25 protein-coding genes and 1 pseudogene are annotated in these 22,290 nt (G+C 63.8%); 9 read left to right on the top strand and 17 right to left on the bottom strand.

The window, feature by feature from the left end:
• Positions 1-6: 6 nt before the first annotated feature.
• The gene (locus tag NKJ91_RS17965; RefSeq protein ID WP_352456647.1) at positions 7-1,227 is read right to left on the bottom strand and encodes a helix-turn-helix domain-containing protein; all 1,221 of its coding nucleotides are present in this window, start codon (positions 1,225-1,227) and stop codon (positions 7-9) included.
• 180 nt (positions 1,228-1,407) lie between these two features.
• Here NKJ91_RS17965 and NKJ91_RS17970 point away from each other — a divergent pair, with 180 nt between their 5' ends.
• Positions 1,408-2,208 (top strand): SDR family NAD(P)-dependent oxidoreductase, encoded by an 801-nt coding sequence (locus tag NKJ91_RS17970; RefSeq protein WP_352456648.1) that lies wholly within the window; start codon positions 1,408-1,410, stop codon positions 2,206-2,208.
• Positions 2,209-2,285: 77 nt separating this feature from the next.
• Here NKJ91_RS17970 and NKJ91_RS17975 read toward each other — a convergent pair whose 3' ends face one another.
• From NKJ91_RS17975 to NKJ91_RS17995, 5 genes are read right to left on the bottom strand one after another with little or no spacing between them, the layout of a single operon-like run.
• Positions 2,286-2,981, bottom strand: coding sequence for a hypothetical protein (locus tag NKJ91_RS17975; protein WP_352456649.1), 696 nt, complete (start codon positions 2,979-2,981; stop codon positions 2,286-2,288).
• 8 nt (positions 2,982-2,989) lie between these two features.
• Positions 2,990-3,415 carry a DUF1178 family protein gene (locus NKJ91_RS17980; protein WP_352456650.1) on the bottom strand — a complete coding sequence of 142 codons (426 nt, stop codon included), beginning with the start codon at positions 3,413-3,415 and terminating at the stop codon, positions 2,990-2,992.
• The gene (locus tag NKJ91_RS17985; RefSeq protein WP_352456651.1) at positions 3,412-4,278 is read right to left on the bottom strand and encodes a carbon-nitrogen hydrolase family protein; all 867 of its coding nucleotides are present in this window, start codon (positions 4,276-4,278) and stop codon (positions 3,412-3,414) included. The genes NKJ91_RS17980 and NKJ91_RS17985 overlap by 4 nt, the downstream gene beginning before the upstream one ends.
• Before the next feature lie 10 nt (positions 4,279-4,288).
• Entirely contained in the window at positions 4,289-4,558 is a 270-nt protein-coding gene (gene grxC, locus NKJ91_RS17990; RefSeq protein ID WP_352456652.1) for a glutaredoxin 3, read from the bottom strand.
• Between the two features lie 28 nt (positions 4,559-4,586).
• Positions 4,587-5,387, bottom strand: coding sequence for a ComF family protein (locus tag NKJ91_RS17995; RefSeq protein ID WP_352456653.1), 801 nt, complete (start codon positions 5,385-5,387; stop codon positions 4,587-4,589).
• Between the two features lie 54 nt (positions 5,388-5,441).
• On the opposite strand from NKJ91_RS17995, the gene NKJ91_RS18000 reads away from it, so the two are divergent.
• Positions 5,442-6,314, top strand: a complete 873-nt coding sequence (locus NKJ91_RS18000; RefSeq protein ID WP_352453067.1) for a methyltransferase domain-containing protein — start codon at positions 5,442-5,444, stop codon at positions 6,312-6,314.
• A gap of 50 nt (positions 6,315-6,364) precedes the next feature.
• Here the strand turns inward: NKJ91_RS18000 and NKJ91_RS18005 are convergent, their stop codons facing one another.
• The 5 genes from NKJ91_RS18005 to argJ form a co-directional block, all read right to left on the bottom strand.
• Positions 6,365-6,544 (bottom strand): Flp family type IVb pilin, encoded by a 180-nt coding sequence (locus tag NKJ91_RS18005; protein ID WP_352456654.1) that lies wholly within the window; start codon positions 6,542-6,544, stop codon positions 6,365-6,367.
• A gap of 126 nt (positions 6,545-6,670) precedes the next feature.
• Positions 6,671-6,976, bottom strand: coding sequence for a hypothetical protein (locus NKJ91_RS18010; RefSeq protein WP_023677980.1), 306 nt, complete (start codon positions 6,974-6,976; stop codon positions 6,671-6,673).
• Positions 6,977-7,102: 126 nt separating this feature from the next.
• On the bottom strand, positions 7,103-7,525 hold the full coding sequence (locus NKJ91_RS18015) for a (deoxy)nucleoside triphosphate pyrophosphohydrolase (protein ID WP_023677979.1): 423 nt from the start codon (positions 7,523-7,525) through the stop codon (positions 7,103-7,105).
• Positions 7,522-8,301: a GNAT family N-acetyltransferase gene (locus NKJ91_RS18020; protein WP_352456655.1), complete on the bottom strand. Its 780-nt coding sequence runs from the start codon at positions 8,299-8,301 to the stop codon at positions 7,522-7,524. The genes NKJ91_RS18015 and NKJ91_RS18020 overlap by 4 nt, the downstream gene beginning before the upstream one ends.
• Positions 8,301-9,542 (bottom strand): bifunctional glutamate N-acetyltransferase/amino-acid acetyltransferase ArgJ, encoded by a 1,242-nt coding sequence (gene argJ / locus NKJ91_RS18025; protein ID WP_352456656.1) that lies wholly within the window; start codon positions 9,540-9,542, stop codon positions 8,301-8,303. The genes NKJ91_RS18020 and argJ overlap by 1 nt, the downstream gene beginning before the upstream one ends.
• Positions 9,543-9,733: 191 nt before the next feature.
• On the opposite strand from argJ, the gene NKJ91_RS18030 reads away from it, so the two are divergent.
• Complete coding sequence (locus tag NKJ91_RS18030) at positions 9,734-10,948, top strand: caspase family protein (protein WP_352456702.1); 1,215 nt, start codon at positions 9,734-9,736, stop codon at positions 10,946-10,948.
• A gap of 3 nt (positions 10,949-10,951) precedes the next feature.
• Here NKJ91_RS18030 and NKJ91_RS18035 read toward each other — a convergent pair whose 3' ends face one another.
• A complete protein-coding gene (locus NKJ91_RS18035; RefSeq protein WP_352456657.1) occupies positions 10,952-11,188 on the bottom strand; it encodes a putative antibiotic biosynthesis monooxygenase in 237 nt (78 codons plus the stop codon).
• A 110-nt stretch (positions 11,189-11,298) separates the two neighbouring features.
• Between NKJ91_RS18035 and NKJ91_RS18040 the strand changes: the two genes are divergently transcribed.
• On the top strand, positions 11,299-11,955 hold the full coding sequence (locus NKJ91_RS18040) for a TetR/AcrR family transcriptional regulator (RefSeq protein ID WP_352456703.1): 657 nt from the start codon (positions 11,299-11,301) through the stop codon (positions 11,953-11,955).
• Positions 11,956-11,998: 43 nt separating this feature from the next.
• Here the strand turns inward: NKJ91_RS18040 and NKJ91_RS18045 are convergent, their stop codons facing one another.
• Positions 11,999-12,916, bottom strand: a complete 918-nt coding sequence (locus NKJ91_RS18045; RefSeq protein WP_352456658.1) for a peptidylprolyl isomerase — start codon at positions 12,914-12,916, stop codon at positions 11,999-12,001.
• Positions 12,917-13,169: 253 nt separating this feature from the next.
• Here NKJ91_RS18045 and secA point away from each other — a divergent pair, with 253 nt between their 5' ends.
• On the top strand, positions 13,170-15,902 hold the full coding sequence (gene secA, locus NKJ91_RS18050; RefSeq protein WP_352456659.1) for a preprotein translocase subunit SecA: 2,733 nt from the start codon (positions 13,170-13,172) through the stop codon (positions 15,900-15,902).
• A 287-nt stretch (positions 15,903-16,189) separates the two neighbouring features.
• Here secA and NKJ91_RS18055 read toward each other — a convergent pair whose 3' ends face one another.
• The 4 genes and pseudogenes from NKJ91_RS18055 to NKJ91_RS18070 form a co-directional block, all read right to left on the bottom strand.
• Positions 16,190-17,140 (bottom strand): 2-hydroxyacid dehydrogenase, encoded by a 951-nt coding sequence (locus NKJ91_RS18055; RefSeq protein WP_352456660.1) that lies wholly within the window; start codon positions 17,138-17,140, stop codon positions 16,190-16,192.
• A gap of 24 nt (positions 17,141-17,164) precedes the next feature.
• A complete protein-coding gene (locus NKJ91_RS18060; RefSeq protein WP_352456661.1) occupies positions 17,165-17,320 on the bottom strand; it encodes a hypothetical protein in 156 nt (51 codons plus the stop codon).
• 48 nt (positions 17,321-17,368) lie between these two features.
• Positions 17,369-17,526: pseudogene (locus NKJ91_RS18065) on the bottom strand (IS1380-like element ISCARN79 family transposase); the annotation flags it as partial.
• A 53-nt stretch (positions 17,527-17,579) separates the two neighbouring features.
• On the bottom strand, positions 17,580-17,765 hold the full coding sequence (locus NKJ91_RS18070) for a hypothetical protein (protein ID WP_352456662.1): 186 nt from the start codon (positions 17,763-17,765) through the stop codon (positions 17,580-17,582).
• Between the two features lie 269 nt (positions 17,766-18,034).
• Here NKJ91_RS18070 and NKJ91_RS18075 point away from each other — a divergent pair, with 269 nt between their 5' ends.
• The 4 genes from NKJ91_RS18075 (at position 18,035) to NKJ91_RS18090 (ending at position 22,217) form a co-directional block, all read left to right on the top strand.
• A complete protein-coding gene (locus NKJ91_RS18075) occupies positions 18,035-19,435 on the top strand; it encodes a lipopolysaccharide biosynthesis protein (RefSeq protein WP_352456663.1) in 1,401 nt (466 codons plus the stop codon).
• Positions 19,435-20,715, top strand: a complete 1,281-nt coding sequence (locus tag NKJ91_RS18080; protein ID WP_352456664.1) for a GNAT family N-acetyltransferase — start codon at positions 19,435-19,437, stop codon at positions 20,713-20,715. Before NKJ91_RS18075 ends, NKJ91_RS18080 begins: the two co-directional genes overlap by 1 nt.
• Before the next feature lie 210 nt (positions 20,716-20,925).
• Positions 20,926-21,534 (top strand): hypothetical protein, encoded by a 609-nt coding sequence (locus tag NKJ91_RS18085; protein WP_352456665.1) that lies wholly within the window; start codon positions 20,926-20,928, stop codon positions 21,532-21,534.
• Between the two features lie 206 nt (positions 21,535-21,740).
• Positions 21,741-22,217 carry a hypothetical protein gene (locus NKJ91_RS18090; protein ID WP_023677965.1) on the top strand — a complete coding sequence of 159 codons (477 nt, stop codon included), beginning with the start codon at positions 21,741-21,743 and terminating at the stop codon, positions 22,215-22,217.
• Positions 22,218-22,290 lie beyond the last annotated feature (73 nt).

Below are 22,290 nucleotides of genomic sequence, written 5' to 3' on the forward strand. Positions count from 1 at the left end.
TCCATCCTAGTAGCCCGGCAGTGGGCCGGGGAGTAACAAGATTGTCGGGAAACCCGTCAGCGGTGGGGTCATCCAGCGACGCGCCCGTCCGCGGCCGAACGACTGCACCTTGCCGGCCAGGGCGAGTTGCTCGAGCGCTCGCTGCACGGTACGCGAACTGGCTCCCAGCACAATCGACAGGGCCGAACTCGACCAAGACTCGCCGTCGGCGAGAAAGGCGAGCACGGCGGCATGCTCTTCTTCGACGGGTGGCGCCAGCACGACGACCTCACCTGCGCGGCGCGGGGCCAGCGCAAAGCCCCGCTTCGTCGCGCTCACATCCGCCAAGCTCCGAAGCTCCGCGCGAAGCCGCCCGACTTCGACCCGTAACCGTGCGCGATGTGATTCGTCCGCGTCCTTTCCGCGGAAAGCGCGCGCAATGAGCGTCGCTCTTGCCACGTCCCCCGGCCAGGCTTCGGCCAGCGCGCGGGCCAGCGCGAACAGCACCGGGCGGGTCGCCAGCGAGACGACGTTGTCTGCGACCCGCACGACATTGCGGCATGCATCCACCACGAGCGCCCCCGACGCCAGGAGCGCCTCGACTTCATCGAGCAGGAGGGGCCGTTCCTCGCCACGCGCGACAAGGCGTGCGGCCGGCGTGTCCAGCACCAGCGATGCGCTCTCCACCTCCGCGATCAGCGCGGGTATGCCGGACGCGCGCGCCGCCCGCGCCGCCAGGCCAAGCGCGGCGCGCGCAGGGCCGGTCCGCAAGCGGCGGATGGCGATGCCGGCGACAGCCAGCTCGTGGGCGACCCGCGATGCCGGCGGCAGCGGCGAGGGATCGAAGCCGTCCAGCCTGCGCTCGGCTTCGTCGAGATGGCCGATCAGCAGCAGGCGCCGAACGTCGAGGTTGCGCGCATGCGCGGCGTTGACGCGGTCGCCATGCTTTTCAAGCGTCGCCCGTGCGGCGTCGAGTGCCTTGGCCGGCCAGGTAAGGTCGCGCGAGACGAGCGCGATCTCGGCCTCGGCGACGATACACCGCGCGCGGGCCACGGCCTCCCTCGGGCTGAATGCGCGCGCCGCCCTTTTGAGGAGAACCTTCGCCCTATTCAAGTCGCCAAGCTGCGCCATCGCGATACCGCGCAACGCCAGTGCCGGCGCATCGTCGCGCAGCGCAACCCGCTTCAAGGCGCCGAGCGGATCGCCCGCCGCAAGCGCATGCGCCGCGGCCGTGATCAGCGAGTCCATCGGAATCCCGTCACACTTGTCACTCCCATGGCTTCGACATCCGGCGCTAAGTCCATCTCACCAACCAGTCGTATCGACAACGGCGACTGTAGCCAACCTGAGTTGCGGCGCGCCAACCTTGAGTCGCGGCTAGACCGTGCACTGGGCTCGAACACAACGATAAGCATTAGGAGAGACGCAATGAAGATCGAAGGTACAACCATCCTGGTGACTGGCGCCAATCGGGGCATCGGTCGGGCACTGGTCGAGGAAGCCCTGAGCAGAGGCGTAAAGCGCGTCTATGCCGCAACCCGCCAACCGATGGCTCATCCGGACCGGCGTGTGACGTCCCTGACCATGGATGTGACCAACGCTGCGCAGATCCGGGAGGCCGTCGAGAAGATCGATGCTCTCGATATCCTCATCAACAACGCCGGCGTATCGCCCATCGATGACCTCAGCGACCGTCGTGTGCTCGAACAACAGCTCGCCGTAAACCTCTTCGGCTCGTACGACGTTACCCAGGCTCTGCTGCCGTTGCTGGCCCGGTCGCGGGGAGCCATCGTCAACATTCTGTCGCTGGCCTCGATTGCCGCCGTGCCGTTCAGTCCGGCTTACTCGATCTCGAAGGCGGCCTCGTTCTCGCTGTCGCAGTCGTTGCGCACCCTTTTGGCCGGACGGGGTGTCAGCGTCCACAGGGTCCTTCCCGGCCCGGTGGACACGGACATGACACGGGGCCTGGACATCGCGAAAGCCTCTCCGGAGTCTGTCGCGCGGGCGATCCTGGACGGAGTGGAGAACGGCGAAGAGGAAATCTTCCCCGATCCCATGTCGGAATCCCTGGCGGAGGGCTGGCGTAGCAGTGCAGTCAAGGCGCTTGAACGCCAGTTTGCAGCCTATGCGGAAGCAACTCCGTCAAGTGAAGCAAGCCCGTCAGGCAGTGGGCATGAAAGAAGCAGCGAAACGATTACCCGCGAGGCCCATCCTTGCTGCTCGGCCTGAAATTGCGGACGCTTGTGCAGGGGGCGGCGGCATCGCCGCTCTGGGCGGAAGCGAATCCCCACAAGCGAAACGGAGCATCATTTTCGCTTGTCGAAATGCGCTTCAGCTTCTTGTCGCCTGATACGCCTCTGATATCGCCGCCGGGCGAAAAAGACGATCAGGTTTGCCAGCCAACCTGGAGCATTGAGATGGAGCAAGGCATCACGCGCGCTATCAATTTGCCGACCATTCATCGCTGCATTGGAAAAATCCGAGGGTTCCGTTTGTCGAGCTTCGACCCATTGACGAATACTCGCCCCGTCCGGCAGTTTCGCCGCAAAAGCCAGTTCACGTCTCATGCAAACCCACTCCACCCGGTGGCGCAATTCCTCCTCATAGCCAATGCCTCGCTGATGGAGACGCGCATGCGTCGCCTCATGCACTATCGCGCTGGCGATCTGGTCGGTCAGCGTGTGCTCGCCTAGAACAAATCGCCGATCAAGCTCGCAAGTCGAAGTCGATTTCACAAATTGCGCAGCGGCACCTGGATTGATTGTAATCCAGATCCGTTTGAGATCGCGGACCAGACGGCTGTATCGAACAGGGTCAAATTCTTGAATCAATCGCAGCGCGGCGGCAACCTTATCGGCATCTTTCCCACCGCTCTCGCCATTATAGAAAACTGGCAACCCATCGATCGTTCTCTTGTCGATCGACTTTATTGCCAACCAGCTGAAAACACGGATCACTATCTCTGAACCACGCCGCTTTTCAGTCTTCTCCGGATGGGGCAAGACTTTCCTCAGTTGCGGTCGTCGGGGAAACTTGGAATCGGCATGAACTCGACGCCGTCTTCGGCGAGGCTCTTGGCCTCGTCCAGCGTCGCCTCGCCATAGATGCCGCGCGGATCGCTTTCGCCGAAATGGATCTTGCGCGCTTCCTCGGCAAATTTGTCGCCGACATAGTCGGCATTCTCGCGCACCTTCTCGGCAAGGGCCTTGAGCTGCGCCAGCGCCTGCTTCTGCGCCTCGCCCATGGCCAGCGCGATGCTTTCGCGCTTGCGCCCGGTGGAGACGGCAGGCGCCATCAGCGCCTTCTCGACCTTGTGCGAGCCGCAGGCCGGGCAATCGACGAAACCGCGCCTCTTCTGTGTGTCGAAATCGTCGTTGCTGCGGAACCAGGCCTCGAATTCGTGCTCGTGCTCGCAGATCAGGGAAAAGCGGATCAAGAGGCGGCACCCCTGAGCGGCATTGCCTCCGCCGAACCGGCGTTTACCGCAAAATCGCGTGCGTTCTTGAGGTTCGGTATCTTCTTGCGCGCGGCGACGGACTGCGCCGGGTCGATCTCGGCGACGATCACCGCCGGCTCGTCATGCGCAGCTTCGGCGACGATGCGGCCCCAGGGATCGACGATCAGCGAATGGCCATAGGTTTCGCGGCCGTCCTCGTGCACGCCGCCTTGCGCGGCGGCAACCACATAGGCGCCGTTCTCGATGGCGCGCGCCCTGAGCAGCACGTGCCAATGCGCTTCGCCGGTCTGGCGGGTGAAGGCGGCGGGCACCGAAAGCAGATCGGCGCCGGCCAGCGCCTCGGCACGGAACAGCTGCGGAAAGCGCAGATCGTAGCAGACGGCAAAGCCGAGCTTCGCGCCATTGACTTCGGCGACGACGGCCTCGGTGCCAGGCTCATAGGCGGCGGATTCGCGCCAGCTCTCGCCATTGTCGAGATCGACGTCGAACATGTGGATCTTGTCGTAGGTGGCAATCGCGGCGCCGTCCGGCCCGAACAGAAGGGCGCGGTTGGCAAGCTTGCCGTCGGCGCGCAGAATGGCGGTCGAGCCGATATGCAGGAAAATGCCGAGCTCCTTGGCCAGCCGCCGCGACGTCGAGACGACGATGTCCTTGTCTTCGGAGGTGAACGAGGCGGCCCGCGCTTGGCTGTCGCGGATCAGCGCGCCGGTCATTTCCGGCGTCTGGATATAGGTCGCGCCAAGGCCTGCCGCCTCGCGCACCAGCCGTTCCAGATCGACCGCATTGCGCTCCGGGCTGGTTCCCGAACGCATCTGGATCGCCGCCGCCTTGAAACCACCCATCGTCATGTCCTTATCTGGCCGAGCCGTTGGCGAGCAATGTGTCCAGCCGTCCTTCCGCCTCCAATTCGTGGAGATCGTCAGAGCCGCCGACATGCGTGTCGCCGATGAATATCTGCGGAAAGGTGGACCGGCCGTGAGCGCGGGAGATCATCTCCTGGCGCAGCTCCGGCGAGAAGGAGGCGTCGTGCTCGGTATAGGCGACGCCCTTCCTGTCGAGCAGCCGCTTGGCCGCGGTGCAATAGCCGCACATCATCCGCGTGTAGATCGTCACATCGACCATCGGTCAGCAATCCTGCCTCGTTCCTAGGCTATATAGGCGCCGATTCGTCGGCCCGAAAGTCCCCCGGCAGCACGCGCGCGAAGGTCAGTACGTCGACCGCGCCGGCACCGCCCTTCTTCAACGCCTTGGCGACCGCGCGGACGGTGGCGCCGGTGGTGTAGACATCGTCGATCAGCAGCACCCGGCGGCCGGCGATTTCGATCTCCGCCTCATCAGGCACTTTGAATGCGGCGCGAACATTTTCCTCGCGTTCCCGCCGCTCAAGCCCGACCTGCTGGCGCGTGAGTTTGACGCGCCTGATGGCTGATGGCGCGAAAGGCCGCTCCCCGAGCTGCGCCACCGCCCGCGCCAGTTCCGCCGACTGGTTGAACTGCCGCCTGAAGAAACGCCGCCAGTGCAGCGGCACCGGCACGACCACATCGGCCTCGGCGATGAGCTCGGCACCGGCGCGAAGCATCCAGCGCGCCATCCACGGCGCCAGATCGGTGCGGTCCTGGTATTTCAGCCCTTGCACCATCTGGCGGGCAACGCCGGAATAGGCGACCGCCGCCCGCGCGCGCTCGAACGGCGGCGGGTCGGCTATCGCCTCCGCCGAAAGGAACCCTTCACCCATACTGTGGGTGAACGGCGTGCCCATCACCGGGCACCATGGCCGTTCCAGCAGCCTGAGTTTCGGCCAGCAGGCGCCGCACAACACGCCGGGCTGCGAGACATGGCGGCGGCAGCCGGCACAGACCGGCGGGAACAAGAGGCGCGCTGGCCAGCCCAATGCCTTGCGGGCAATGCTCTTGATCGCAATACGCTTGATCTCTGGCATGGGATCGGCCACGTGGTTGGTCCTCCGCATCACTATATCAGAGAGCGAAGCACAAGGACCTGCCCATTGCAGCCTGTAATTGACACCTCGCTCTGGCTGGCGCGTAAGCGCCGGGCACTGACCCGTCCCATCGCCGGCGCGGATTTCCTCATGCGGCGGGCGGCCGAGGATCTTGCCGACCGGCTCGGCGCCGTCGAACGCAGGTTCGGCAAGGCGGCCTCATTGTTTTGCCAGACGCCGGCAGCAGCAGAGGTGCTCGCCGAAAGCGGCAAGGTGACGGAAAACGTGCGCGTCGAGGCCGACGCCGCTTTCCTGGGTGGCCAGCCAGGACTGTTGGCGCCGTTGGAAACCGTGCCATTCGAGCCGGAAAGCCTCGACCTCGCAGTCTCGCTGCTGTCGCTGCAGGCGATGAACGACATTCCCGGCATGCTGGTGCAGGTCCGCCGGGCGCTGAAGCCGGACGGGCTTTTCCTCGGCGCCTTCGCCGGCACAGGCACGCTCTCCGAACTGCGCGAAAGCCTGCTTGCCGCCGAGACCGAGCTCTATGGCGGCGCCAGCCCGCGTGTGATCCCGTTCACCGACGTCCGCGACGCCGGCGCGCTGCTGCAGCGCGCCGGCCTGGCACTGCCGGTTGCCGACGTCGAGACGATCACGGTGCGCTACGATTCGCTGTTTGGCCTGGTCGCCGACCTGCGCGCCATGGGCGAGACCAGCGCGCTTGTCGACCGCAGCAGGCGGCCGGGCACGCGAGCGCTGTTCGCGCGCGCCGCCGAAATCTATGCGGAGCGGTTTTCGGATGCCGACGGCCGCGTCAGGGCGAGTTTCTCGGTGGTCTGGATGTCAGGCTGGGCGCCCGATGCCTCTCAGCAAAAGCCGCTGAAGCCGGGCTCCGCAAAAATATCGCTGAAGACAATCCTGGAAAACCCCGGCGGCCCCTGAGCGGATCCTTGCGCAAAAGCTAAGCGTATCCCACGCAAAAGCTAAGCGGGTCACTGTGCAAAAGCGTTGGCAAGCTTGCTGCTGTTATCGCTGAACAACCACTGGATGGCGCCGGCAGCCTGGCCAATACCAGCGACAATGGCAAGCGACAGCACGGCGACGATCAAACCATATTCGATAGCCGTCGCACCCCTCTCGTCGTCTAAAAATCGTTGCAGCAAGATTTTCATGGGCGCCCATCCCTCTTGCCCGAACCTAGCGCCGACCCGTTAAGAAAGGTTAATGCGACAGGCTTAACGCGCGGTGAACCAGCTGCATTCTAGGAAACAGCCGAATCCTAGAGATCTGTTGAAGAGTCAGCAGTCGCCGCTGCTTCTGCCATCGGCCCGTATAACGCAGACCGAACTGGGCAGCGGCTGCAGCACGCTCTTGCGTAGCGTATAGCTATCGCGCTGGCCGATCGAGCCGGTGCTCATCGTATCAAGCCCGTCGCGGGCAAACTGCGAGCGGGTCCGGCTGTCGAGGTAGGGCGTCGCGATCAAGGCCAGAGCCACCGCGGCCGAGCCGAACAAGAGGGCGATGCGCAATATTCCCATGCCGGCATTGGCGGCGCCAGGAAGGCGGTCGGGCCAAGGCGAGTCCCAGTCCTTTTCAAGGCTCATGCAAATCGCTCCCCAGCGGTGGAATCGGCGTAACCGCCTAGCGTCAATTTTTCACGGTCAGATAAATCTTTCATTAACGCTGCTGCCAGCGCGTTGCGGCGCTGCCCGATTTACGGCAGGCGGCCGTTACAGCAGATCGATGAGGAACTGGATCAGCGGGGCATCGGCCGGCGGCATTGGAAAATCGCGCATCTGGCGCGGCCGCACCCATTTCAGCACCTGGCCTTCCTTCGGCTGGGCAATGCCGCGGAATCGACGGCAGACGAACAGCGGCATCAGCAGGTGAAAATCATCGTAGGAATGGCTGGCGAAGGTGAGTGGCGCCAGGCAAGGGATGTCGGTTTCGATGCCGATCTCCTCATACAATTCGCGGATCAGGCATTGTTCCGGCGTCTCACCGGGCTCGACCTTGCCGCCCGGAAACTCCCACAGGCCGGCGAGTTGCTTGCCTTCGGGCCGCTGCGCCAAAAGCACGCGCCCGTCGGCATCGACCAGCGCGCAGGCCGCGACCAGGAGCAGGCGTTTGCCGATCGTATCCAAGCCGCTCATGCGCCGGGTGGCCGGCGATAGCGATAGCGATAGACTTCGTCGAATCCGAGCGAACGGTAGAGCGCCAGCGCCGGCGCGTTGTCCGCCTCGACCTGCAGCCAGGCTTCCCGCGCCCCGCGCAGCCGCGCCCATTTCAGCGCCGACCGGATGAGATGGCGGCCATGGCCCTGGTTGCGCACCGACCTGTCGGTGGCGATCTCGAACAGGCCGGCAAGGTCGCCGTCATGCACGCAGATCAACGTTGCCAGCGGTTCGCTGCCGGCCACCAGCGCAAACAGCCCGGCCTCCGGCTGGATGGCGCCGATGATCTCCGACAGGCCCGGCCGCAGCGACACATCCGAGCCGCTCACCTTGAGCGCCGCGCCGATGAAACGGCTGATGTCTTTCAACGGAATCTGGTCCATGGCATCGTCGAGCGCGGCGTCAGCCAGCGGCAGCCGCATGACCAGCGACTCCGCGAACGTGCTCCAGCCTTCGCTGTCGAGGTACTTCGAAAGATCAGGTCCCGACAGCGGTGAGATGCGAAAGGTCAGCGGCCTGCCATAGGCGTCGAAGCGGCGGCTGGCGCGACCGATGCGCTCGGCAATGTGCTGGATGTCGCCCGGATCGAGCGGATTGACCGAGTTCAGCCGCTTGGCCGGGTGGCCGGCCGTCAGCCGAACCACCCAGGTGCCGTCATAATGGACGGCGGCCGCCGGCCAGGCGCGAAAGCCGGCCGCCTCATAGCGGCGCACGATCGCCAACACGCTTGCCGGATGTCTGGAAGCCAACGCCATCAGCTCCGATAATCGCCGTTTATGGCGACATATTCCTTGGTGAGATCGCAGGTCCACACCGTCGCCTTGCCGCGGCCGATGCCGATATCGGCGCGGATGCGGATCTCGTCGCGCTTCATATACGCCGAAGTCGCCTCCTCGGAATAGGCGGCGTCGCGCTCGCCCTGATAGGCCAGGCGGTTGTCGCCGAACCAGATCGACAGAAGGTCGCGGTCGGCCGGTTCGCCGGCCTTACCGACGGCCATGACGACGCGGCCCCAATTGGCGTCCTCGCCGGCGACTGCCGTCTTGACCAGCGGCGAATTGGCGATCGAAAGCGCGATGCGCTTGGCCGAGCGAGCCGATTTGGCCCCGGTGACGGTGACCTCGACCTGCTTGCGGGCGCCCTCGCCGTCGCGCACCACCTGCAGTGCCAGCGATTTCAGCACCTTGCCGAGGGCACGGCGGAAGGCGCCGAGGCGCGCATCCTTGGGGTCGGAAATTGCCGGCGCGCCGCGCCTGGCGGCAGCACCCGTGGCGAACATCAGCAGCGTGTCGCTGGTCGAGGTGTCACTATCGACGGTAACCGCGTTGAAGGTCTTGGCCGTGCCGCGCGACAGGAGGTCCTGCAGCACGGGTGCTGCGATCGGCGCATCGGTGGCGATGAAGGAAAGCATCGTCGCCATGTCGGGCGCGATCATCCCGGCACCCTTGGCGATACCGTTGATGGTGACGTCGGCATCGCCGAGCTTGACCGTCGCGGTCGCCAGTTTGGGATAGGTGTCGGTGGTCATGATCGCCTTGGCGGCTTCGGTCCACAAGTCCGGCTTGCCGTCCTTGACCAGCCCGGCCAGCAGATGGCTGAACTTGCCGGCGTCGAGCGGTTCGCCGATCACGCCGGTCGAGGCCAGGAATACCTCGCCCGCTGTGCAGCCGGCCGCCTTCGCCGCCACCTCGCCCGTGAGTGCGGTCGAGGCGCGGCCCTTCTGGCCGGTAAAGGCATTGGCATTGCCGGAATTGACGACCAGCACGCGTGCTTTGCCAGCCACGAGGTTCTGCCGGCAGAAATCAACCGGCGCCGACGGGCATTTCGACCTGGTGAACACGCCGGCGATGGTGGTGCCGGCGTCGAACACCATGGCCAGCAGGTCGGTGCGGTCCTTGTATTTTATGCCGGCCTCGGCGGTGGCGATGCGCACACCCTCGATGGCCGGCATCTTGGCATATTTCTTCGGCGCGAGCGGCGAAACCTGTGTGGACATGGAAGACCCCGGGCGGGAAAAATCGCGAAAGGAACGCCGGTTTGCCCGATAGCACGCGCTGGCGCAAGGCGTTTCACAGCCGTTACGGGTGCCGGAAGCCTGACACCGCCTCATGCAGCAAGCAGGCTGTTGCAAATTTGTTGGCGTCGCTGCGACCGATAGCGCTATGATCCTGCCCCATGGGCAGGCTTGTGGTCTTGGCACTAGCGTTTCTGGGCTTTCTGCTGCTGCGCGCCGATGCGCAGACGGCGCGGCGCGTGGCGCTTGTGGTCGGCAACGGCAGCTACGCCGAAGCCGGCACGCTGGCCAATCCCGTCAACGATGCGCTCGACATCGCCGACAAGCTGCGCGCCATCGGCTTCGAGGTGATCGAAGGCAACGATCTCGGCAAGCGCGAGCTCGAACGCAAGATCGGCGAATTCTCAGATGCGCTGCAAGGTGCCGGTGCCGGGCTGTTCTACTATGCCGGCCACGGCCTGCAAGTCGACGGGCGCAACTTCATCGTGCCGGTCGACGCCAGGCTGGACATGCCGGTCAAGCTGCAGCTCGAGGCGGTGCCGATCGACGAGGTCCTCGACATCATGGAGCAGCAGACCCAAGTCAGCCTGGTCTTTCTCGATGCCTGCCGCAACAACCCGTTTGCCCGAAGTCTCAGCCGCAGCGCCACGACGCGCTCGGCGACGGCTCTCGCCGGCCTTGCCCAGTTCGAGTCGACGCGCGGCTCGTTCATCGCCTTCTCGACGGCGCCCGGCGCTGTGGCAATGGACGGGACGGGGCGCAACTCGCCCTTTGCGGCCGCACTTTTGCGGCATATGGCCGAGCCCGGACAGAGCATCAACGACATGATGATCGCGGTGCGCCGCGACGTCGTTTCCGCAACGCGCGAGGCGCAGCGTCCCTGGGAGCAGGGATCGCTGCTCGAGCGTTTCGAGTTCGTGCCGGGCGGAGACACTGCCCAGCAACCGAAACCGGCTGTCAGCCCGGCTCCCGCTTCGCAGGTGGCTGCGCTCGAACGCTCCGTCGGCGACAAGAGCGCCATCGAGCAGTTTCTGCGCGAGGACTATCTGGCGCCTGATGCCGGGAGAATGCACGAAACCGTCAAGCGGCTCTACGGTGCGTCGGCCATCATCTACGGCACGCGCTACGACAGCGAGGCGATCGTCAAGGTCAAGACCGACTGGTTCGCGCAATGGGCATCGTGGTCGTTCGGTCTCGAGCCCGGCAGCCTTGAGGTGACGCCGCACGGCAAGGACCGTGCCGACGTGGTTTTCGCCATGCGCTACGACTATGTGCCGAAGGACACATCGGCGCAGCGCCTGACCGGCAAGGCACGGGTGACGCTGGAGCTCGTGCTGGCCGATGGCGCGTGGCGCGTTGCCTCGGAGACGTCGCAAGCGCTGGAATGAACATCAGCGGACCGCTGGGTTGATGAACCCGCGAAACGCCCGCTGCACGCCCGGAATCAGCCCCCAGATCATGATCGAGACCATCAGCGGCGCGATGACCAGCGTACGCTGCCAGATTTGCCATTCCTGCGTCAGCGGAAAAACCACGTACAAAATGGCTGTGATCAGCGGATAGACGCCGAGCAGCACCAGCAGGGCGAAGCGCAGGCGCGAAAAACGCGTGGCGGCGGTCGAGGTCATTGGCGTTCTCCTCATCGTTACGGAACGTTCCGTTACATATAAAACGGATCGTTCCGTTTCGTCAAGAGTTGTATATGATGGCTGCTGAACTCACGGGTAAGGAAGAAGAGATGGGCGAAATCACCGATCCCGGGCGCAAGTCGGCTGGCGCACGGCGCAGCCCGGAAAGCGCCGATGCCATTCTCGATGCCGCCGAGGCCGTACTGGTCGAAGCCGGCTATTCCGGCTTCTCGATCGAGGCGGTGGCGCGCCGCGCACGCGCCGGAAAACCGACGATCTATCGCTGGTGGCCAAGCAAGGCCGCCTTGCTGCTCGACGTTTACCAGCGGCAAAAGCGCGTCGACAATCCCGATACCGGGAACCTTGCGGAGGATCTCGTCGGCTTCCTGAAGAGCTTGTTCGCGCACTGGCGCGACACATCGTCGGGCAGCGTGTTCCGATCGCTGATTGCCGAGGCGCAGTCGGACGAAAAAGCCGCCGCCGCCCTCGCCGAATACGCAAGAGGGCGTCGCATCCATACCGGCCAGATGGTCGAACGCGCCAAGGCAAGGGGAGAGGTGGCAGCCGACGTCGATGCCACTGTCGTCGCCGACTTGATCGCCTCGTTTGCCTGGGCGCACCTTCTGACAGACCGCCTGGACGAGGACGAGGCGATCTTACGCAGGGCGGTCGGCTATGTCTTGAAAGGCATCGTCGCTGACGATGCCGGCGACGCCACGGCGGTCCGGCGGCGGCGTCGACGCATCATCGCTCGCCCTACCAAATAGAAGCGACAGGGCGGCAGCGCGCCCTGTCATAGCCCAATCTGGCCTATTTGGCGCTTTCCAGCGCGTCGACCGTCTTCTTCAGGTTCGCATCGGGGATGTCGACCTTGGCGTTGGCGCGCAGCGACTTGACCAGCGCGAAATACTTGTCGCGGATGACCGCCTGGCGCGCCTGGTCCTTGACCTGGTCGAACGCCGGCGGCTGCTTGGTGCGCTTGTCCTCAACCTTGATGACATGCCAGCCGAACTGTGACTGCACCGGCTGGTCGGTATATTTGCCGACCGCCAGCGCAAACACCGCCTTGTCGAATTCCGGCACCATCTGGCCAGGTCCGAACCAGCCGAGATCGCCGCCGCTGGTCTTGCCGCTCGGATCGCTGGTGTGCTCGTTGGCAAGCTTCTGGAAGTCGGCGCCGCCGTCGAGCTGCTTGATGATGGCGTCTGCCTCTTCCTTCGTCTTCACGAGGATGTGACGGGCGTGCACCTCATTGGTGGGCGGCGTGTTGGCGATTTCCTGGTCGTAGCGGGCGCGGACCTCGGCATCGGTAACCTTGTCGACGACGCCCTTCTCGACCATTTCGCCATGCAGCGCGCGCTGCTGCAGGAAGGCCATGCGGCGCTGGAAGTCGGGATCCTTGTCGAGGCCGGTGGTCACCGCCTGAGCCGCCATGACGCGGATTTCGATCGCCGCCGAAAGCGCCGCGGCGCGGCGCTGCTCGGGCGGAAGCTGCGCGAATTGCTGCGACAGCTCGCCCTCGGCAAGCCCAAGGTCTGCCTCGGTCAGCGTCTGGCCGTTGATGGTGGCGACCACGGCGTTCGGATCGACCGGCTTGGCCGCCGGAGCGGGTGCTGCCGGCTGGGCAGGGGCGGCTTCCTGCGCCATCAGCGGCGACAGCGAGAGGGCCGATAGCCCGAATGCCAGACCAAGGCTGGCGAGCGACGCGCGGCGGAACAATACTGACATTACGATTATCTCCAAAGCGGGGTAGCTAGAGCGGAATGGCTTCCAGACCAGCAGGATTGTGGCGGAATTTGGCGCGGTCGACAGGGCGAGCGCGGCGTTGACATCGAATGAGCCCCCTCTTATCTGTCCAACGACTTTGCGTCCAGAACCGTTTTCCGGGCGCTTTTTGCGTTTGTCCGCGTTCACGTTGAGTTGATGGGGGCCGGCCGGCGCCTGTCGCAATGACTTGGAATGCTATCGAAAGGGCCATCGGATGGTCAGTCTCGGCGGTCTCGCCCGTAAGGTTTTCGGCTCCTCCAACGATCGTCGGGTCAAATCGACCCGGCCGCGCGTCGAGGCGATCAATGCCATGGAAAACGAGATGCGGGCGCTTTCCGACGCCGAGCTTCAGGCCCGCACGGACAAATTCCGCCAGGACATCGCCAACGGCGCCAGCCTCGACGACCTCCTGGTGCCGGCCTTCGCCACCGTGCGTGAGGCCGCCCGCCGCGTGCTGGGCATGCGGCCGTTCGACGTGCAGCTGATCGGCGGCATGGTGCTGCACAACGGCGGCATTGCCGAGATGCGCACCGGCGAAGGCAAGACGCTGGTGGCGACGCTGCCGGTCTACCTCAACGCGCTCGCCGGCAACGGCGTCCATGTCGTCACCGTCAACGATTATCTGGCCACGCGCGACTCCGAATGGATGGGCCGCGTCTACAAATTCCTCGGCCTCAAGGTCGGCGTCATCGTCCATGGCCTGTCCGACGAGGAGCGCCGCGTCGCCTACGCCGCCGACGTCACCTACGCCACCAACAACGAGCTCGGCTTCGACTATCTGCGCGACAACATGAAATACGAGCGCGCCCAGATGGTGCAGCGCGGCCACAGCTACGCCATCGTCGACGAGGTCGATTCCATCCTGGTCGACGAAGCGCGCACGCCGCTGATCATTTCCGGTCCGCTCGAGGACCGTTCGGAAATGTACAACACCATCGACACCTTCATCATCCAGCTGCAGCCGCAGGACTACGAGATCGACGAGAAGCAGAAGACGTCGATCTTCACCGAGGAAGGCACCGAGAAGCTGGAGAACATGCTGCGCGATGCCGGCTTGCTCAAGGGCGAGTCGCTCTACGACGTCGAGAACGTCGCCATCGTCCACCACGTCAACAACGCGCTGAAGGCGCACCGGCTGTTCCAGCGGGACAAGGACTATATCGTGCGCAACGGCGAGATCGTCATCATCGACGAGTTCACCGGCCGCATGATGCCCGGCCGCCGCTATTCGGAGGGCCTGCACCAGGCGCTCGAAGCCAAGGAGCATGTGGCGATCCAGCCGGAGAACCAGACGCTCGCCTCGGTCACCTTCCAGAACTATTTCCGCCTCTACAAGAAGCTCGCCGGCATGACCGGCACGGCGCTGACCGAGGCCGAGGAATTCGCCAACATCTACAATCTCGACGTCACCGAGATCCCGACCAACCTGCCGGTCATCCGTATTGACGAAGACGACGAGGTCTACCGGACGGTCGAGGAGAAATACAAGGCGATCGTCAAGGAGATCAAGGAAGCCCGCGCCAAGGGCCAGCCGACGCTGGTCGGCACGACTTCCATCGAGAAGTCCGAGCAACTGGCCGAACGCCTGCGCAAGGAAGGTTTCAAGGATTTCGAGGTGCTGAACGCCCGCCACCACGAGCGCGAGGCGGCGATCGTCGCCCAGGCCGGCAAGCCCGGCGCCATCACCATCGCCACCAACATGGCCGGCCGCGGCACCGACATCCAGCTCGGCGGCAATGCCGACATGCGCATCGCCGAGGAGCTTGGCGACATGCCGGCCGGCCCCGAGCGCGAGGCCAGGGAAAAGGAAATCCGCGACGACATCGCCCGGCTGAAGGAAAAGGCGCTCGCCGCCGGCGGCCTCTACGTGCTGGCCACCGAACGCCATGAATCGCGCCGCATCGACAACCAGTTGCGCGGCCGCTCGGGCCGCCAGGGCGATCCCGGCAGGTCGAAATTCTTCCTGTCGCTGCAGGACGACCTGATGCGCATCTTCGGTTCCGAGCGCATGGACGGCATGCTGCAGAAGCTCGGCCTCAAGGAAGACGAGGCGATCATCCACCCCTGGATCAACAAGGCGCTGGAAAAGGCGCAGAAGAAGGTCGAGGCGCGCAACTTCGACATCCGCAAGAACCTCTTGAAATACGACGACGTCTCAAACGACCAGCGCAAGGTGGTGTTCGAGCAGCGCATCGAGCTGATGGACGGCGAGGGCCTGTCCGAAACCATCACAGAGATGCGCGAAGGCGTCATCGAGGAGATCGTCGCCAAGAACATTCCCGAAAACGCCTATGCCGAGCAGTGGAACGTCGCCGGCCTCAAGGCCGAGATCGCCGAATTCCTCAATCTCGATCTGCCGGTCGAGAACTGGGTCAAGGAAGAAGGCATCGCCGAGGACGACATCCGCGAGCGCGTCAGCCAGGCCGCCGACGCCGCCGCCAAGGAGCGCGCCGAGCGTTTCGGCCCCGACGTGATGACCTATGTCGAGCGCTCGGTGGTGCTGCAGACGCTCGACCATCTGTGGCGCGAGCACATCGTCAATCTCGACCATCTGCGCTCGGTCGTCGGCTTCCGCGGCTATGCGCAGCGCGATCCGCTGCAGGAATACAAGGGCGAAGCGTTCGAGCTGTTCCAGGCGATGCTGGGCAATCTGCGCCAGGCCGTCACCGCGCAATTGATGCGCGTCGAACTGGTCCGCCAGGCGGCCGATGCGCCGCCGCCCGAAGCCCCCGACATGTTCGGCAGCCATATCGACGGCTTCACCGGCGAGGACGATTTCGAAGGCGGCGAGACGGCCGTTCTGGTCCGCCAAGAGACCAACGCCATCGTCGCCCCCGAAGACCGCGACCCGAAGAACCCGGCGACCTGGGGCAAGGTCGGCCGCAACGAAGCCTGCCCCTGCGGCTCAGGCAAGAAATACAAGCACTGCCACGGGGCGTTTGCGTAAGCGCCTACTTTCCTTCTCCCGTCATACGGGGAGAAGGTGCCCGAAAGGGCGATGAGGGGCAGCAGAGGCGTTGGCGACTAGTCGATCTCCCCATTTGAGGGGGAGATGGCCGGCAGGCCACAGGGGGCGCTGTCCCGCCGACACCAAAATACGCATTTCGAATTTTCTGTATCTCGACCGTCGGTGGTGTTTCAGTTTGAAATCTAATAGCCGGGTGACGCACGCGCTGATGTCCGCGCTTCATGAAGATCGGAACTTGCTAAAGTGGGTAAAGACACTACTTCGATTCAATAACCCCGTTCGAGGTCGATCTTGTTGGACAGAGGCTCTCCTCTTGCGACTTGACCGCAGAGATCTGCGGCCTGGTCGATTCCAGAATCCACCCAGAAGCTCGCGACATGAGGTGTGACGGTCACCTTGGGATGAGTCCACAACGGCGATGAAGCCTCCAGCGGTTCACGCTCAAACACGTCAAGACAAGCACCAGAAAGCTGACCTTCGTCGAGAGCGCGGATCAGGTCGGCTTCGTTGACATGCGCGCCCCTGCCGACATTCACAAGGTAGGCACCTCGCTTCATTTTTCCAAAGGCACTCGAGTTCAGTATCCCACGAGTGTCACCAGTCAGGGGAAGTGAACAGATAACGTAGTCCCGACTTGTGAGTGCGTCCGCAAGCTGGGCACGGCCAAAGTAACTGTGTATACCAGGAAGCGTCTTTTGATGACGAGACCAGACTGCTGTGTCGTAGCCCAAGTCCGCAAACAGCTTTGCGGCCCAGCCACCGATCCGGCCCGCACCCAGCACAACTATTCTTGTCTCGGAGATCTTCCGCGGCGCGATCGGATTCCACAACTTGCGGGCTTGTAGACTAATGTAATCCGCAACATGCCGTTGCTGGCAGAGAACGCGAAGGACGATGTACTGCACCACTTCCGAAGCCTGCTCACGCGTTGCGAGCCTGATGAGCGGAACACTCTTGGGAAAGCTCTGAAGATCAATACCCTCGACACCAGCTCCCAAATAGACGACGGCGCTTAGCCCCGTCATGGCATCAAAAAAGCCAGGACTGGCGCCCTTGTCGATCAGCACAATATCTATGTCACTTTTGTTCCCGGCGTCTGGCCAAAGCCTGAACTCCAGCTGCGGCACACGGGTTTTCAGCTCAGCAGCCCACACTTGTGCATCAATGTAGTCAGGATACTCATTGACCATCAGAACGGTAATGGGCTCGCCTAACACTTCGCCCCTCCCAGATTCAGGTAATCAGGCATCCACCGGATTACCGGTCTGTTGAGACTGAGGTTTGCGCAAACTGGCACCAGTTGCAAGACCAGACCCGGCAAAAATGGCGTTGGTGATCGGCCAAAGTCGTGATGTCTGCCCGCTGCTGGCCGAGGATGTCGATTTCGCTTTCTTCAAGGCATAGTTCTCCCCTGGTTTTGCTGAAACGCATGACAACCGGGCCGGTCACGCCGGTGATGGATAGGGCGATGGCCGGAGTTCCGCGATCAGCCGCAGGATGTCGGGGAAGAGTTGCCTCGGGATAGCGACCTCCGCATCTGGAAGGCGACATAACACCCATGGCTGATAACCTCGGCACCGATCTTGATGAGCTTGTTTGTGAGCTGGTAAGTGGTGGCAGAACATCCTTCCTGGCCTTTAGGTCCGGTTGGCATTCCTAGTTCTCCGCATGGCTAAAGACGACAGCGCCGTTGTCCTTACGAACTTCAACGGACACGATTCCATCGTCACCCTTTCGGGTTTGGAACATGGAGGTTGCATGATCTTTCGCGGTCTTCTCCTCGTCGAAGATCACCTTGTCGACGATGCCCTGCCTTCCATACCAGATGACAGTGTAGACCATTGTTGCTGCCATGCGTTCCGCTAAGCATATAGGCGTTTTGGCATATGGGGCAAACGAGATAGGCGTTTCCGCGTATTTCAAACTGAGACACTACCGAGCAGGGTGAAGGGTTGCGCGAATGATGAATATGAAGCAGCGCACCCGCCCCTCATCCGCCTGCCGGCGCCTTCTCCCCGAGACGGGGCGAAGGAAAGCCCACCCAACCGTTCCTTAATGTGTCTCCGCTACACCAACACCCTGTAAATTGGCGGAAAACGGAGAGTATCGGGGTGCGCTTTTCCGCGGCGACGACAGCCGGGCGGTTCCTGCCGCAGCGCGTTGCGCTGCGCATCAGGCCGCTGCTTGGCCTGATCGATGCCGTCCTGTTCAGCGCCGGCGCGCGCGGCGAGGCCGGCCGCATGTCGCTGATCGCCTTTTCGGTCCGCATCGTCAGCGCCGTCATCGCCTTCGTCAGCCAGGTTTTGATGGCGCGCTGGATGGGGTCGTTCGAATACGGCATTTTCGTCCTCGTGTGGGTGACGATGGTCATCGTCGGCAATCTCGCCTGCCTCGGCTTTCACACCTCGATCATCCGCTTCATTCCCGAATATCGCGAGCGCGGCATGCTGGCCGAATTGCGCGGCATCGTGCGGGCCAGCCGGCTGTTCGTGCTGATTGCCTCGACGGTGATCGCCGGCCTCGGCGCGCTCGGCGTCTGGCTGCTGTCGCCCTTTATCGAGAACTATTATGTCGTGCCGTTCATCCTCGGCATCATCTGCCTGCCGATGATCGCCATGTCCGACCTGCTGCAAGGGCTGGCGCGGGCCAATTCCTGGGCGCTGTTTGCGCTGTCGCCGACATTCCTGGTGCGGCCGCTGCTGATCCTGGCGTTCATGGCGCTGATGCTGCTGGCGGGCTACGCGCCGGACGCCAGAACGGCGATCTTCGCCGCGATCGCCGCCACCTACGCCACCACGCTCGGTCAGCTCGTCGGCGTCACCTCGCGCATCGACAAAAGAATTCCGGCCGGGCCGATGAAGCTGCATTTCGGCCAATGGTTCATCGTCTCGCTGCCGATCTTCCTGGTCGAGAGCTTCTTCTTCCTGCTCACCAATGCCGACGTGCTGATGGTCGGCGCCTATCTCGATCCCAACGACGTCGCCGTCTATTTCGCCACCGTCAAGACGCTGGCGCTGGTGCATTTCGTCTATTTCGCCGTCAAGGCCGGCGTCGCCCAGCGCTATGCGCAGTTCACCCATGGCGAGCCGCAAAAGCTCGCCGCCTTCGCCCGCGAAACGGTGTCGTGGACCTTCTGGCCGTCGCTGGCGATGGCGCTGCTCGTGCTGGCCCTGGGCGAGCCGATGCTGACCCTGTTCGGTCCCGAATTTTCCGCCGGCTATCCGCTGCTGTTCCTGCTGGTGCTCGGCGTCGTCGCGCGGGCCGCCGTCGGCCCTTGCGAAAGCCTGCTCACCATGAGCGGCAACCAGAATATCTGTGCCGCTGTCTATGCCCTGACGCTGGCCTTCAACATCGCGCTTAGCGTCGTGCTGATCCCGCTCTTCGGTCTGTGGGGCGCGGCGATGGCCACCGTCTTCGCCATGATCTTCGAGGCCGGCGCGCTGTCCTTTACGGTCTGGCGCAAGCTCGGCATCGCCATGGTCATTTTCGTGCCCGCCAAAGGAGCCGCCTGATGGCTGCCGTCCCCTTGCTCGAGGAAACCAGCGGCGGCCCGGCCGGCGCCATGGTGTCCGGCCTTGCCGGGCTTGCCCGCGAAGCCGATCCCGCCCATGTCGAGATCCTCGCCAACAACCGGCCCGAGCGCAAGCTTGCCATCTATCCGGCCTCCGCCGGCTTCGACCTGGTCGAGGAGCTCGACTATCTCTGTACCCGCACGATCGAGTCCAACGTCTTCTTCAATCCGCGCTTCCTGGCGCCGGCCATGCCCAGGCTCGAGGACCGCGAGGTGCGGCTGGCCGTCATCCGGGACGGTGACCAGTATCGCAACCGGCTGCGCCTGCTGGTGCCGTTCTCGGTCGAGCGACCGGTGGTGCCGCTCGGGGTTCCCGTCATGCGCACCTGGTCGAGCCCGTTCGGCCCGATCGGCACGCCCCTGGTCGACCGCGACGATCCGATCGGCGTCATCGAGGATTTCTTCGCGATGCTGTCGAGGCCGCATCTCAAGCTGCCGAAGGTCTTCGTGCTGCCCGACATAAGGCTGGATGGCCCGGTGGCGAGCCTGCTCGCCAGCGTCGCCGAATCGCGCGGCCTGACGCTGGTCACCACCGGCAAGGCCGAGCGCCCGGTGCTCGAAAGCGAGCTCGATGGCGAGGAATATCTGAAAGCTTCGCTGCGCGCGCACCATTATCGCGAGTTCCGCCGCCTGAAGCGCCGCCTCGCCGACCTCGGCCGGCTGGAGCATGTCGTGGCGCGCGGGCCTGACGAGATCCGCCACGCCATCGAAAATTTCCTGACGCTGGAGGCTGCCGGCTGGAAAGGCCGCGAGCGCACCGCCATGGCGATCGACCGCTACCGCGCCGCCTTCGCCCGCGAGGCGGTGCACCGGCTGGCCGAGCAGGATCTCTGCCGCATCCATTCGCTGACGCTCGACGGCCGCACCATCGCCTGCCTGATCGTCTTTGTGGAGGCCGGCGTCGCCTACACCTGGAAGACCGCCTATGACGAGACGCTCGCTGCCTATTCGCCGGGCACGCTGCTGATGATCGAGGTGACCAGGCAGCATCTCGACGACCCCAACATCATGATGACCGATTCCTGCGCGGTGCCCGACCATCCGGTGATGAGCCGGCTGTGGAGCGAACGCAAGCCGATGGGCACGCTGGTGATCGGGCTGACGCCGGACGCCGACCGCCCCGCCCGCCAGGCGGCGTCGCAGCTTCACCTCTACCGCGAAACCCGCAACATGGCGCGCCTGCTGCGCAACCGGATGAGGAGCCTGCTGCGCCGGCGCTAGTGCATGGGGTCCAAAGTGGGCCCGACCGTCCGTCTCTGCACCGTCGGCTCTCTCGGGCCTAGGTCGTCAGGGTTAATTCTCCCGATCAGCGGAAAGGATTAGCATCGACGCAGTCCCAACCGGGATGAGGCGATCAATTACGGCCGCGCGTCCAGCATCACTGCCGCCTCGGTCCTGCACGGCCAGAAGAAAAAAATCTGGGAGGAATGCATGATGAAAACAACTCACCTCAGGCGTGTCGGTATCCTCACCTTGGCAGGTCTCATTGGCGCGTGTCTGAACGCCGCCACTCCTCGGGCGGCCGAACCCGACAAAGCCGAGATCGATGCCCTGCGTAAATCGCTGTCCAGGTATGAAGACTACAAGGTTGCCATTCGCGAGCTTTATCTATCGACGGTAGGATGCGTCTTCTACAGCGGCGAAAAGGTAGAGGGGGCGATGGACTACCCGAAGGGCGCGATGGGCATCCATTTCGTCAATGTCACGACTGTCGGCCCGACCGCGGATCCGACGCGCCCCAATGTGCTGATCTATGAGCCGGTCGGCGGCGAATTGCGCCTGGTCGGCGCGGAATGGCTCGTGCCCTTGACGCCGGACACAAAGGAGCCGCCGAAGCTCTTCGGCCAGACATTCCAGGGGCCGATGGAGGGGCATTACCCGCTCATCCCGAAGGAGTTCCACCACTACGACCTTCACGCCTGGCTGTTCAAGGACAACCCGCTCGGAATGTTCAGCCCGACGAACCCGGACGTGAAATGCGACAACTATCCGTTTCCGATGCCTGAGCAGCCGACCAAGATGGTGCCGGGGCCGATGTAATAGCGGCTCAGGGTACGATCCGTAGCTTGCGAGGAAAGGCAGCCGGACTTCAAAGGCGTTATCCCGGAGGACGCTCCTGGGATAACGTCCAACCAAAAGTCCGTTCCCGGAACTTCGGACTCGTTTTGCCGTTTTGGCAATCACGACACTGCCGCGAATTCACAAAGGCGTTCCAAGGAGCCGACCGCGAAACGACGGAGGACCAAGTGAAAAGTCTGATCCGGACAGGATTGTCCGCAGCCGTTTCGGGTACGATCGTCAGCTTCGCCACGACAGCTGCATTGGCCCTGCTTGCCAGGCGGGAAGGCAAAGGCGCCCTGCAGCCCACGAATGCGACCAGCCACTGGCTCTACGGCGAACAGGCCGCGTCGGTGCGGCGCGGTGACGTGGCGCACACGCTCGTCGGCTATGGCACGCATCACGCTTCCTCCATCTTCTGGGCATTCCTTTTCGAACTATGGCTCGCCTCGAGGCCGTCGCGTCCGTCGCTTCTGATATTTCGCGATGCGTTGGCGGCAGCGGCCATTGCCGCGGCAACAGATTATGGCTTCGTGCCGAAGCGGTTGACGCCAGGTTGGGAGACGGTGCTGCCGAAGCGATCTATCGCGGCGACTTTTGCGGTGATGGCGGTCGGTCTAGCGATGGGCGGCATGATCAACAAGGAATTGCGCCGGCAGCATTAGGGACAGGGATTTGAGACAGATGCTTCGCACGGCGCGTTCACATCATCGCGACGGGCGGATCGCCGTGTTCGTC

This window comes from Mesorhizobium sp. M0040 (assembly GCF_040323505.1).
Classification (GTDB): Bacteria; Pseudomonadota; Alphaproteobacteria; order Rhizobiales; family Rhizobiaceae; genus Mesorhizobium.